The following is a 12,399-nucleotide window of genomic DNA, read 5'->3' as shown; positions in this document are numbered from 1 at the left end:
AGCCAGCTCCCACAGGGTTCTGCGAAGTTCACAGAAGTTTCGATCGGCGATGAACTTGTGGGAGCTGGCTTGCCAGCGATGGGGCCCTCAATCACATCCGAGAACTATTCGACCACCAGCCGCGCCAGGCGCTGCCTGAGCATCCGGTTCTCGGCCCGCAGCTCCTGCACTTCTTCCAGCAGGTCCAGCGCCAGGGCGACGCCCTCCCACTCCAGCTCAAGATCGCGCCGCAGCTTGGCGGCGCGTTTGGCCAGGGCCAGTTCGTAGTCGGTGAAGCGCCATTCCCTGGGCTGCGCGCCCTGAGGTTCGAGGATGCCGTGCTCGACGATTTCGATCACGTAGACGTCCGACAGGTCGGCCGCCTCACAGAATTCTGCCATGTCCAGTTGAACGATCAGGGGGCTGCTCATGATGGGCTACTCCGTCGTCAGTATCAGAAGTTCTCGCGCGGGTTGAAGGCGGCCTTCTTCGCCAGTTCCTGCCACAGCGCCTTGACGTCATCGCCGTTGGCTTTCGGCATCACGGCCTTGAGCTGGACGAACAGATAACCGCGCTCGCCCGCCTTGTTCTGCAGACCGTGGCCCTTGGCACGCATGCGCTGGCCATTCTGGCTGCCGGCCGGTACCTTGAGATTGATCTTGCCGGTCAGGGTCGGCACGGCCACTTCGGCGCCCAGCGCCAGCTCCCAGGGAGCGAGCGGCAAGGTGATGATCAGGTTTTCGCCTTCGACGTCGAATTTCGGGTGCGGCGCGAAACGGATGGTCAGGTACAGATCGCCATTGGCACCGCCACCGATGCCCGGTGCGCCCTGACCCTTGAGGCGGATGCGCTCGCCGTCGGTCACGCCCGCCGGGATCTTCACGTTCAGACTCTTGCTGGTGTTGCTGACGTGCTGGCCCGAACCGTTGTATTGCGGCACCTGGAAGCTGATCTTTTTCGATTCGTTCGAAAGCGTCTCTTCCAGAAAGATCGGCAGTTCCAGTTCCACGTCTTGCCCTCGCCGTCCGGCACTGCGGGATTGCCGGCCAGCGCCGCCACCGAAACCGGGGCCGCGATTGCCGAAGATCGAACTGAAGAAGTCCGAGAAGTCGCCGGTGTCGCCACCGCCGCCGCCAAAGCCGCCACGGCTCTGCCAGCCAGGTGGGCCCTGAAACGGCTGGCCGTGCTGGCCATAACGACGCAGTTCGTCGTATTCGGCGCGCTTGTCGGCGCTTTTCAGCGCTTCGTAGGCTTCCGAGGCGTCCTTGAACTTGGCCTCGGCGTCCTTTTCCTTGCTGACATCGGGGTGGTATTTGCGCGCCAGCTTGCGATAGGCAGCCTTGATTGCCTTGTCGTCAGCCGTCGGCTCCACGCCGAGTATCTTGTAATAGTCTTTGAAGTCCATCGAAGGAATCACCATCCGTTATCGATTTCGCGCCGATCCCAGCATGCGCCTATTCGCGCGTGCCGGGTTGACCGATCTCAAGTTTGTGACCGGGTGGCGCAGCAGAAGTTTATCGGCAGTGGACGGCGGTTCTTGCGACCGCCGGTATGTCTGCCGGCCCATGCCAGCAAGTTTGGGGCAAACCGCCGAGTTTCAAGCAAGCTTAGTCGTGAAATAGCAGATGACCGGCCTTCGAATCTGTCGCGCACTGACATACACTGCGCGGCCGTTTTTTTGACCGGAACCGAAAGACCATGAAAGACGCCTCTCCGGCCCGTGCCTGCGGCATCGACTTCGGCACGTCCAACTCCACCGTCGGCTGGCTGCGCCCCGGCATGGAAACGATGATCGCGCTGGAAGACGACAAGATCACCCTGCCATCGGTGGTCTTTTTCAATATCGAAGAGCGCCGTCCGGTATACGGCCGTCTGGCGCTGCACGAGTACCTGGAAGGCTACGAAGGCCGACTGATGCGCTCGCTCAAGAGCCTGCTCGGTTCCAAGCTGATCAAGCACGACACCAGCGTTCTCGGCACCGCAATGCCGTTCAAGGACCTGCTCGGGCTGTTCATCGGCCAGCTCAAGAGCCGCGCCGAAGCCGCCGCCGGTCGGGAGTTCGAGCAGGTGGTGCTGGGCCGCCCGGTGTTCTTCGTCGACGACGATCCGCTGGCCGACCAGGAAGCCGAAGACACCCTGGTGGAAGTGGCGCGCAAGCTCGGTTTCAAGGACGTGTCGTTCCAGTACGAGCCGATTGCCGCAGCCTTCGACTACGAGTCGACCATCGAAAAGGAAGAACTGGTGCTGATCGTCGACATCGGCGGTGGTACCTCGGACTTCTCGCTGGTGCGCCTGTCGCCCGAGCGTCGCGGCGTGGATAACCGTCACGATGACATCCTTGCCACCGGCGGCGTGCACATCGGCGGGACCGACTTCGACAAACAGCTGAGCCTGCAAGGCCTGATGCCGCTTTTCGGCTACGGCAGCCGGATGAAAAGCGGCGCGTTCATGCCGACCAGCCACCACATGAACCTGGCAACCTGGCACACCATCAACTCGGTGTACTCGCAGAAATCGACCCTGGCCCTGGGCAGCATGCGTTACGACATCGAAGACACCGGCGGCATCGACCGTCTGTTCAAGCTGATCGAACAGCGCGCCGGGCACTGGCTGGCGATGGAAGTGGAAGAAACCAAGATCCACCTGACCCACAACGACAGTCGCCACGTTCCGCTGGATCGCATCGAGTCGGGACTGAGCGTGGAACTGACCCGGGCGTTGTTCGAGTCGGCCATCGAGTCGCAGCTCGAGCGCGTGCGCGGCAGCGTCACCCAGTTGCTGGCCGACGCCAATGTGGCGGTGAGTCAGGTCGATACGGTGTTCTTCACCGGTGGTTCGAGCGGCATTCCGGCACTGCGCAACAGCGTCTCGGCGATGCTGCCGAACGCGCGGCATGTGGAAGGGAATATTTTTGGCAGCATTGGTAGCGGTCTGGCGATCGAGGCCATGAAACGTTACGGCTCGGTGAACTGACACTGCACTGATGATCGTTCCCACGCTCTGCGTGGGAATGCCGCAATGGACGCTCTGCGTCCGCTGTTGAAGCTGTGACGCGGAGCGTCACGGGATGCATTCCCACGCAGACGGTTCGACGCCTCGACGTGGGAACGATCACCTACTAAACCATCCCGCCCAGCTTCAACTCACTCTTCAGATACGCGTAATAGATCGGCCCCGCCACCACCCCCGGCAGGCCGAACGCGGCCTCGAACACCAGCATTGCCAGCAGCAACTCCCAGGACTTGGCACTGATCTGCCCGCCGACGATGCGCGCGTTGAGAAAGTATTCCAGCTTGTGGATAAAGATCAGGTAACCCAACGCCGCAATCGCCACCCAGATCGACAGCGACAGGCCGACGATAGTGATCAGCGTGTTCGACATCAGGTTGCCGATCACCGGTAGCAGACCGAGCAGGAAGGTCAGCACGATCAGGGTCTTGGTCAGCGGCAGCTTGATCCCGAACAGCGGCAGGACCACCGCCAGGAAGATCCCGGTGAAGAAGGTGTTGAGCAGGGAAATCTTGATCTGCGCGAACACGATGTTGCGAAACGCCTGAACCAGCAGGTGCAGACGGTCGAACAGTGCGGCCGCCAGCGGCTTGCGCTTGGTGACGTCCGGCACGCGCTGCAAGGCGATGATCGCGCCCAGCACCATGCCGATCAGCAAGGTCACGAACATATGCGCCGCGTCCTTGCCCACCAGTTGCAGTTCGGACAAATGCTTGCTCGCCCATTCACCGATGGCCACCCGGAATTCGGCAGCGCTGGCCGGCAGGTAGGCGTCGATGAACGGCGGCAACTGTCCACGCGCACGGTCGACCACGCCCATGAATTTGTCGAGGGAAGCGCCAGGGTTTTCCGCCTCATGCAGTAGGAAACTGATGGCACCAGCGAAGATCAGCGTCAGCACACTTACCACCAGCGTGCCCAGCAGCGCCACCGCCAGCCAGCGCGCACGGCGGCCTTCGATCAGCCGCTGCAGTTGCGGGGTGAGCATGTTGACCAGTTCGAACACCAGCAACCCGGCCAGCAGACTGGGCAGCAAACGCAATGGCAACACCAGCAACAGACCGCCGAAAATGATGATGCAACTGACCCAGAACACTACATGACGCTCAGAAAACGTTGGCATACAGCCTCAAAACGAACGGCGTAAAAGGATTGGCAGTCTGCCAGCGATCCGAGAGGAGCACTAGGGATATGCGGGCAGACCTTTCGGGCCTCATCGCTGGCAAGCCAGCTCCCACAAGTTAAGTGTCGAACACAAATGTCGTGAACAGCCTCACTCCCTGTGGGAGCGGGCTTGCCCGCGATGGGGCCAGCACACTCACCACAAAGCTCCGGCGTTTATTTTTTCTTCAGGCAATCACTCATGAAGGTCTTGCGCGCATCACCCGTCAGCGCCTTGGTCTTGGCATCGGCATTACAGGTTTTCATCTTTTCCTGCTGCGGGGTCAGGGCCTTGGCGTCGTTGGCCGCCGGGGCTGCCTTGAGGCAGGTGCTCATGAAGGCTTTGCGCTCGTCGCCCTTGAGGCTCTTGGCCGTGGCGTCGGCGTTGCAGGTGGTCATCTTGTTCTGTTGCGCCGTGGCGGCGAAACCCTGGGAGCACAGCAGCAGACCGATCATCAACAAAGGGACACGCAACATCTTCATGGAGTTTTCTCCTTGGCGCCGCCTCGATGGAGGTGGCCTCTGCTGGAGTGTAGTCAAAGCTTGTTACACCTTCCTAGCCTCAAGATGGCTGCGCCGATACTGCTCCGGGGTACATCCGGCCTGCCGGGCAAACATGGCGATGAAGGCCGAACCGCTGCTGTAGCCGAGATCGAAGGCGATTTCCTGCACACTGCGCGAACTTTCCAGCGCCTCGATGGCCGCGAGATAGCGCAGGCGCTGACGCCACTCGCCGAAACTCATCCCCAGCTCCCGCACGAACTGCCGGGCCAGGGTGCGCTCGCTGACATGCACCTGCGCCGCCCAGTGCGCCAGCGGCTGATTGTTGCCGGGCTCGGCCTGCAGGGTTTCGAGAATGGTCAGCAAACCGGGGCTGCTGGCGTAAGGCAAATAGCATTGATGAACCGGGGCCTGGCGCAATTGATCCACCAGCACTTGGGCCAGGCGCTGGTCGGCTTCGAACGCCGGGATCTTCACATCGCGGGCGGCGAAGTCCTTGAGGATCGCCTTGAGAATGTCGCTGATCGCCAGGGTGCAGGCCTGCGCCGGCAAATCGCAACAGACCTCCGGCGCCAGGCACACCGCCCGATAATTGACCGGCTGATGACTGTAGAAACTGTGCTCGACCTGCGGCGGCACCCACACCGCGTATTGCGGCGGCGACATGAAGCGGCTGCCATCGACATCCATGTGCAGCACGCCGTGGGCCGCGTATTCCAGCGTGCCCCACGGATGGCGATGCGGCGCGGCGTATTCATGAGCGTTGAAGTCGGCATAGCGGAAATACACCGCCGACGGCAGTTCGCTGAAATCCAGCAGATCGATGTGTTTACTGTTCATGCTGTCCGGAATCAGGGGCGAGTTGTCCGGTTCGCAGTATAGGCCTGCATCCAGACAGGGGATAATCACCGTTCATCAACGTTCTGGTTTCTCCTCTCATGCAATACGCGTTTCCCCTGCTGGCGATTTTCATCTGGGCCGGCAATACCGTGATCAACAAGCTTGCGGTCGGTGCGATCTTCCCCGCCGAGATCGGCTTCTACCGCTGGCTGCTCGCCGGCCTGCTGTTCACGCCGTTCATGCTCAAAAAAGTAATTGCGCACTGGCCGCAGATCCGCCCGAACCTGGGCAAGATTTTCATCCTCGGGGTGCTCGGCATGGCGGTCTATCAGAGCCTGGCTTACTTCGCCGCGACCCTGACCAGCGCCACCAACATGGGCATCATCCTGTCGCTGATGCCGTTGATGTCGCTGGCCATGGCGATCATCAGCCTCGGCCAGCGCCTGACCGCCGGTGCACTGGTCGGTGCAGTGCTGTCGTTCGCCGGCGTGCTGGTGGTGGTGTCGTCCGGCAGCCTCGGCGCATTGCTGCAACACGGGGTGAACCTGGGTGACGCGATGATGCTGATCGCCACCCTCGCCTACGCGATCTACAGCACCCTGCTGAAAAAATGGCAGCTGCGCCTGCCGCCGCTGGTGTTGCTGTATTTGCAGGTGCTGGTGGCGGTGGTGGTGCTGTTTCCGCTGTACGCCGCGTCGCCGAAAACCGGCCTGACCCTGCAGAACATTCCGCTGGTGCTGTACGCGTGCCTGCTGGCCTCGATGCTCGCGCCGCTGGCCTGGATGCAGGCCGTGCAGCGCCTGGGGCCGAGCCGGACCACGCTGTTCTTCAACCTGCTGCCGTTGATCACCGCGCTGATTGCCGCGGTGGTGCTGAAGGAACAACTGGCGATGTATCACCTGGTCGGTGGCTTGCTGACGCTGGGCGGGGTGATTCTTTCCGAGCGCTGGACGACGGTGCTCGGCCGCAAACTCAGCGTCGCCTGATCTGGCCTCTTCGCTGGCAAGCCAGCTCCCACAGGGCTGGGGTCGTACATACATCTTGTGGACGCCCGAATCACTGTGGGAGCTGGCTTGCCAGCGATGAACGATAATGCGGTCTGACGGTTAAACCCCGGCAGCTTTCAACCGCGCCGCATGCTCGACAAACAGCCGCACCGGGTCCGCGCCTTTGCCGACCAGCCCCAGCGACTGGTTGACGATGTCGAAGTGATCCATCGGGTAGTCATCGCCGATGACCGTGCCCAGGTGCGAACTGTAGCGGCCGACCATGCCGTCGCACTGCCCCGGCTCGCGCACGAAGGTTTTGGCGAACAACCGGCAACTGCGATTGGTGCCATCGAACAGGTTGCCGCCGCGATCGGTCTTGCCCGGCTGCAACGTGCCGGACCACGAGTAATACCGCACGCCGTTGACCTCCTCCGGCCCCTGCCCGCCCCAGGTTTGCGGCAGGCCCTGTGGATAACGCTGGTTGAACAGCGCCACGCCTTCGGTGGTCAGGGAATGGTGCGAGGCGTGGATATCCATCGGCAGTTTCGGCCCGTGATAACCGGTTTCCAGCAGCGCCATCAACCAGCCGACAAAGCGTAACAGCGCTTCCAGAATGCGCCCCTTGGCACTGTCCGCCGGATAGTGTTTCGCCAGGTAGTCGGCCAATTCCGAACCGTGATTGGGCCCGGCCACCGACGTTACCGACGCCACCAGATCCGGACGCTTGGCCGCCGCGTAACGCGCCGTCAGCGAGCCCTGGCTATGGCCGAACAGATTGACCTTGGCGGCGCCGGTCTCGCGCAGGATTTCATCGATGCGCGTCAGCAACTGCTCGCCGCGCACTTCGGTGGAATTGAGCGGCGACACCTGCACCGCAATCACCGTCGCACCACCCCGGCGCAACGCTTTGATGATCCCGTACCAGTAGGGGTACAGCAGCAGACGGATGAAACCGAGCATTCCCGGCACCAGCACCAGTGGATAACGTGTGGCCGAATCTTGCGACATGGGCAAACATCCTTGTGGTCGGTAAGTGGATGCAGGGCGTGCAAAACGCCCGCCAAGCATCCGCCTCGATGATGACAACTCCACGACCAGCCTACTTCAGCCCCACCACCCCCGCCACAATCAGCCCCACCGACAGCAACTTCACCAGCGTCAGGCTCTCGCCCAGCAGCGCGAAACCGAGAAACACCGTGCCGAGCGAGCCGATGGCGGTCCAGATCGGATAGGCGATGCTCACCGGCAACTCGCGCATCGCCAGGGTCAGGAAGTACACCCCGCCCACCGCCGCAATCACGGTGATCAGCGACGGCCAGAGCCGGGTGAAACCCTCGGCGTACTTCATGCCCATGGCGAAGGTGACCTCGAACCCGGCGGCAATCAGCAGAAACAGCCAGGCCACCTAGAACGCCCGGGCCAGGTCGAGCAAGCGCTGCTCGGCCTCGGCCACCGACACCGCGAAGGTGCGCTCGGCGGATTCCTCGCCCTCGGCCGCGACCACCGTGACGTCGTTGATGCCGATGAAGCCCAACGCCGTGCGCAGCCATGGATCGGCGTGGTTCAGTGCCTCCAGCTCGCCGCCCGGGCCGAAACCGAAGCCGCCACGACTGGTGACGATCAGCGCCTTTTTGCCGTGCAGCAGCGGCGTGTATTGGGCGATGCCGTTGTCCAGGGTGTGGTCGAACGTCAAGCCCAGCCGGACGATCTGATCGACCCAGGCCTTGAGGCCGCTGGGCACGTTGAAGTTGTACATCGGCGTGGAAATCAGCAGCAGGTCGTGATCGAGCAGCTCGCCCACCAGTTGATCGCTGAGCGCCAGATCGGCCTGCATCGTCAGCGGTCGTGCTTCGGGCTCCGGGTAAAACGCCGCCGCGACAAACGCCTCATTAACCGCCGGAATCAGCGCCCGCCCGACTTCACGGCGGGTAATCTGAGCCTGTGGATGACGGACTTGCCAGGCGCTGAGAAAGGTTTCTGCCAGACGCCGCGAATGGGAACGCTCACCGCGAGGGCTGGCATGGATCACAAGAATCTTGCTCATCTGAATCTCCTTGGGACTAGACTTGAGTGACGGTGTGGCGCCAGATTGCAGGCATCACCTCATCGCCTCAAATGAGCAAAAATCAGTCGGGATGAATTGATTTCATCCGTGGAGTTTCCATGTTCGCTTCATTGCCGCTGACCGCCCTGCGCGCGTTCGAATCCGCCTCCCGCCTGCTGAGTTTCAAGGCAGCCGCCGAAGAGCTGGCGGTGACGCCAACGGCGATTTCCCATCAGATCCGCTCGCTGGAGGATTGGCTCGGCGTGGCGCTGTTCGAACGCCTGCCGCGTCAGGTGCGCCTGACCGAGGGTGGCGAGCGGCTGTTCCGCAGCCTGCACGGCGCATTTCTGGAGGTGGCGCAAAGCGTCGATACCCTGCGCCCGCAACGCAGCGGCAGCAGCCTGACGCTGTCGACCACCGCCGCGTTCGCCGCGCTGTGGCTGGTGCCGCGACTGGGGCGGTTTTATGCGAAGCATCCGAACATCAATGTGCGCCTGGACACCCATTGCGAAGTCATCGACCTGCATCAGGACGCCAGCGTCGATCTGGTGCTGCGCTACAGCCTCGACGATTACCCGAACCTCTACGGGTTGTGCCTGTTCGATGAGTCGTTCGGCGTGTATGGCTCGCCGGAGCAGGTGGCGCTGGCCGCCCGCCGTACCCCGGCGCTGATCAGCGTGCATTGGCACAATTCGAAGCTCTACGCCCACGGCTGGGAGGCCTGGTGCGCGCAGTCGGGCGAGAACTGGCTGAATCAGCACCCGGCCGTCCGCGAATACGATGAAGAGCATTACGCCCTGCAAGCGGCCATCGCCGGACAGGGGCTGGTGCTGGCGAGCAACATCCTGGTGTCGCAAAGCGTCGCCAGCGGTTTGCTGGTGCCTTACAAGAGTGAAGTGCAGGTGGATGGCGCCGGTTACAGCGCACTTTGCGTACCGGGTCGAGAGCGCCATCCGCCGGTAAAAGCGTTTTTTGCCTGGCTGCGCGAAGAGGCACAGCTTTCCGGGCATGTGCCGCGCTGAATCCGACAAAACTTTTTGCAGCTCTCATCACTCACAAGCAGGTAACGATCACGTCAGCAGAGCGTGACGCCAATCGGATTAGCCTCCAGGAGACTGAAATGAGTGACCTGCAATTGTCTGATGTTCAAACCCTGCGCGAGCGCGCCCGCCAACACGTGGAAAACGGCGCGGTGACCGAAAGCTACAGCGCCAACCGTGAAGAAGTGCTGCGCCTGCTCAACGAATCGCTGGCCACCGAACTGGTCTGCGTCTTGCGCTACAAGCGCCACTACTTCATGGCCAACGGCCTGAAAGCCAACGTCGCCGCCGACGAGTTCCTCGAGCACGCCACTCAGGAAGCCGAACACGCCGACCGTCTCGCCGAGCGCATCGTGCAACTGGGCGGCGAGCCCGAGTTCAACCCGGACTTGCTGTCGAAGATGTCCCACGCGCAATACGTGGCCGGCAACACCTTGAAGGAAATGGTCTACGAAGACCTGGTGGCCGAGCGGATCGCCATCGACAGCTACCGCGAGATCATCCAGTACATCGGTGAAAAGGACCCGACCACGCGCCGGATCTTCGAAGACATCCTGGCTCAGGAAGAAGAGCATGCGGATGACATGGCGGATATTCTGAAGGACCTCTAATCCCCGCTCCCCCGCTGACCGATCGTTCCCACGCTCTGCGTGGGAACAATCGGGTTGCTGCGATTACTTGGTAGGTTTGACAGTCACCGGCGCCTTGCCCGCCCTCATCTGCTCCAGCAACGGCGCGCACTGATTCGGCTCGCCACCACTCGGCGCCACCAGCGCCAGCAGCCCCGCCGCCGGCGCAGCGATCACGCCCAGCGCCACCATCCCCGCCCCGCGCAACATCAACGGCACCGCTTTCACCCCCGCATCCGGCTTGATGAACTTGCCGCGTACATACAACGGCGAGCGCAGGGAAATCAGGCGCCAGCCCTTGGATTCCGGCGTCACCGTCAGATCCAGTTGCTCGGTGGCCATGTTCGCTGTGCCGTCGATGTAGATGATTGCGTTCTCGGTATCGAACACAAACAGTCTTGTCGTCGCCAGACCGGTCTTGATATCGAAGTCCGCCGCCGCGCAATTGATCTTCACTTCCTTGTCGCCAAAGATCTTGCCGACCACATAGTTGCCGACGTTGAGCCCGGCCAGCTCCATCAACTCGCGGCTGATGGCGCCGTCGTTGATCAGCATCTTCAGGTTGCCGTTGGCGCCGCCCAGCAGCTTGGCCACCGAGTTGCCGCGACCGGCGATGTCGGCATCGCCGTTGAGCTCGCCGAAACTGGTCTTCATCGGTTCGAAGGTCGGGAACAGCTGTTTGAGCTTGAACTTGCGCGCGGTCAGTTTCGCTCGACCTTCCAGCGGCTCGGTACGACCGTTGAGGCGAATCTGCGCATCGAGATTGCCGCCGGCCACGCCAAAGCGCAGCGGCTCCAGACTTAGTTCGCCGTCGTTGAGTTTCAGGTGGGTATAGAGGTCGGTGAACGGCAGTTCTTCGCTGTGGACGATGCGTTTGCCGGTGAATTCGACGTCGGCGTCCATGTCGCGCCAGCGCTCGGTCTTGAACTCTTCCACCGGCAGCACTTTGTCTGCCGGCTGTTTGCTTTCGCCGCCACGGGCCTTTTGCTTGGCATTGGAGTCGGCACCGATCAGCGGCGCGAGGTCGGCAAACAACAGTTGATTGGACAGTAGCGCGCCACTCAGCTTGGGCCGTGGCTGGCTGGCGACATAGGTCAGATCGCCATGAATGTCGCTGCTGCCGATCTTGCCGTTGAACTGTTCGTAGCGGAACTGCGCGCCGCCCGGCTCATGCAGCTTGGCGATCAAGTGACCGTCGGTGGCGTACGGCGGGGTGTCCGGCAGGGTCACGCCGGTCAGCGGATACAGGTTGCCGAGGCTGGCACCCGCCAGTTTCAGGCGCAGATCGAGCGCACCAAGATTCAGCGGATCGGTCAATGTGCCGGCGAGTTCGACGCTGGTATCGCCGATCTTCGCCTGGGCCTGCAACGGGAACGGTTTGCTCGCGTCCTGCAGCGCCAGCAGGCCGCCGATCTTGCCCTGGCCGGCGAGTTTCTGGCCGTGGTATTGGCCGGTGACTTTCAGGCCGAAGGCGTAATCCTGCGGTGCGCCGCCCTTGTCCTGCGCGGTTTTTGCGGCTTTGTCGCCGACGATGTCGCTGAACGGAATCGGCTTGCCCAGCGGATCGATCAACAGGTCGAGGTTGGTCTTGAGGGTCTGGTCATCCAGGGTGACGTGGCCCTTGTCGAAGCCGATGGCACCGATGTCGACCACCCAGTTCGAGGGCTCGGCGTTCGGGTCCTTGGGATCGAACTTGAAGGTCCAGTTGGCGCGGCCATCGGCCAAACGCTGCAATTGCGCGTTGGGTTCGGTCAGGTCGATCCGCGGGATCGTTACCCGTTGCGCCAGCAAGGCCAGCGGCGAGATGCGCAGCTCGACCCGTTTGAGGGTGACCATCTGCGGCTGCTTCGACCAGTCCGGATTGCCCAGCGTCAGGTCTTCGGCCACCACGTGCGGCCACGGCACCCAGGCGCGCCAGCCGCCCTCGTCGAGTTCACGCCGCCAGACCACCGACAGGTTGCCATTGATGGCGAACGGTCGATGCAACTCTTCCGAGACTTTGGCGTTGAGCGGCGGTTTGATCCGGTTCCAGTCGAAGAACACGATGATCAGCACCAGCACTGCCAGAAGCAGCACAAGGGTGGCGAAGGTCCAGGCGAAGATTTTACGCGTGCGCGTCATTGCACAAAGCTCCTGAAGACGACTGCATCCATTGGCACGACGCAGCTGAAACGACGGGCCGTGATGGCCCTCATGAAATCTGTGAC

Annotated in this window: 12 protein-coding genes and 1 pseudogene; 4 read left to right on the top strand and 9 right to left on the bottom strand. The window is 62.1% G+C overall.

Going from position 1 to position 12,399, the window contains the following annotated elements:
• Positions 1–104: 104 nt before the first annotated feature.
• Positions 105–410 (bottom strand): chaperone modulator CbpM, encoded by a 306-nt coding sequence (locus tag ACTJK7_RS04960; RefSeq protein WP_108559362.1) that lies wholly within the window; start codon positions 408–410, stop codon positions 105–107.
• 23 nt (positions 411–433) lie between these two features.
• Positions 434–1,384: a DnaJ C-terminal domain-containing protein gene (locus tag ACTJK7_RS04955; protein WP_011332227.1), complete on the bottom strand. Its 951-nt coding sequence runs from the start codon at positions 1,382–1,384 to the stop codon at positions 434–436.
• A gap of 293 nt (positions 1,385–1,677) precedes the next feature.
• Here ACTJK7_RS04955 and ACTJK7_RS04950 point away from each other — a divergent pair, with 293 nt between their 5' ends.
• Positions 1,678–2,952, top strand: a complete 1,275-nt coding sequence (locus ACTJK7_RS04950; protein ID WP_108559360.1) for an Hsp70 family protein — start codon at positions 1,678–1,680, stop codon at positions 2,950–2,952.
• A 145-nt stretch (positions 2,953–3,097) separates the two neighbouring features.
• Here the strand turns inward: ACTJK7_RS04950 and ACTJK7_RS04945 are convergent, their stop codons facing one another.
• From ACTJK7_RS04945 to ACTJK7_RS04935, 3 genes are all read right to left on the bottom strand, one after another.
• Positions 3,098–4,111, bottom strand: coding sequence for an AI-2E family transporter (locus ACTJK7_RS04945; protein WP_011332225.1), 1,014 nt, complete (start codon positions 4,109–4,111; stop codon positions 3,098–3,100).
• 215 nt (positions 4,112–4,326) lie between these two features.
• Positions 4,327–4,632: a PsiF family protein gene (locus ACTJK7_RS04940; RefSeq protein WP_064379136.1), complete on the bottom strand. Its 306-nt coding sequence runs from the start codon at positions 4,630–4,632 to the stop codon at positions 4,327–4,329.
• Positions 4,633–4,695: 63 nt separating this feature from the next.
• Positions 4,696–5,490: an AraC family transcriptional regulator gene (locus ACTJK7_RS04935; protein WP_323151517.1), complete on the bottom strand. Its 795-nt coding sequence runs from the start codon at positions 5,488–5,490 to the stop codon at positions 4,696–4,698.
• 98 nt (positions 5,491–5,588) lie between these two features.
• Between ACTJK7_RS04935 and ACTJK7_RS04930 the strand changes: the two genes are divergently transcribed.
• The gene (locus ACTJK7_RS04930; protein ID WP_323151518.1) at positions 5,589–6,476 is read left to right on the top strand and encodes a DMT family transporter; all 888 of its coding nucleotides are present in this window, start codon (positions 5,589–5,591) and stop codon (positions 6,474–6,476) included.
• 120 nt (positions 6,477–6,596) lie between these two features.
• Here the strand turns inward: ACTJK7_RS04930 and ACTJK7_RS04925 are convergent, their stop codons facing one another.
• The 3 genes from ACTJK7_RS04925 to ACTJK7_RS04915 all read right to left on the bottom strand — a co-directional run bounded on the left by ACTJK7_RS04925 (position 6,597) and on the right by ACTJK7_RS04915 (position 8,523).
• On the bottom strand, positions 6,597–7,487 hold the full coding sequence (locus ACTJK7_RS04925; protein ID WP_323151519.1) for an esterase/lipase family protein: 891 nt from the start codon (positions 7,485–7,487) through the stop codon (positions 6,597–6,599).
• Positions 7,488–7,578: 91 nt separating this feature from the next.
• Positions 7,579–7,884, bottom strand: coding sequence for a DMT family transporter (locus tag ACTJK7_RS04920; RefSeq protein ID WP_064379132.1), 306 nt, complete (start codon positions 7,882–7,884; stop codon positions 7,579–7,581).
• A complete protein-coding gene (locus ACTJK7_RS04915; RefSeq protein ID WP_323151520.1) occupies positions 7,885–8,523 on the bottom strand; it encodes an FMN-dependent NADH-azoreductase in 639 nt (212 codons plus the stop codon). It lies immediately after the preceding gene.
• Positions 8,524–8,642: 119 nt separating this feature from the next.
• On the opposite strand from ACTJK7_RS04915, the pseudogene ACTJK7_RS04910 reads away from it, so the two are divergent.
• Together ACTJK7_RS04910 and ACTJK7_RS04905 are read left to right on the top strand one after the other, a co-directional pair.
• Positions 8,643–9,612, top strand: a pseudogene (locus ACTJK7_RS04910) (LysR substrate-binding domain-containing protein).
• A 31-nt stretch (positions 9,613–9,643) separates the two neighbouring features.
• The gene (locus ACTJK7_RS04905) at positions 9,644–10,174 is read left to right on the top strand and encodes a ferritin-like domain-containing protein (RefSeq protein ID WP_011332217.1); all 531 of its coding nucleotides are present in this window, start codon (positions 9,644–9,646) and stop codon (positions 10,172–10,174) included.
• A 63-nt stretch (positions 10,175–10,237) separates the two neighbouring features.
• On the opposite strand, the gene ACTJK7_RS04900 is transcribed toward ACTJK7_RS04905, so the two are convergent.
• Positions 10,238–12,313 (bottom strand): AsmA family protein, encoded by a 2,076-nt coding sequence (locus ACTJK7_RS04900; protein WP_440779960.1) that lies wholly within the window; start codon positions 12,311–12,313, stop codon positions 10,238–10,240.
• Between the last annotated feature and the right edge of the window lie 86 nt (positions 12,314–12,399).

It is taken from the genome of Pseudomonas sp. 22085 (assembly GCF_052045815.1).
Classification (GTDB): domain Bacteria; phylum Pseudomonadota; class Gammaproteobacteria; order Pseudomonadales; family Pseudomonadaceae; genus Aquipseudomonas; species Aquipseudomonas glycinae.
This window is presented reverse-complemented; position numbering and strand designations above follow the sequence as displayed.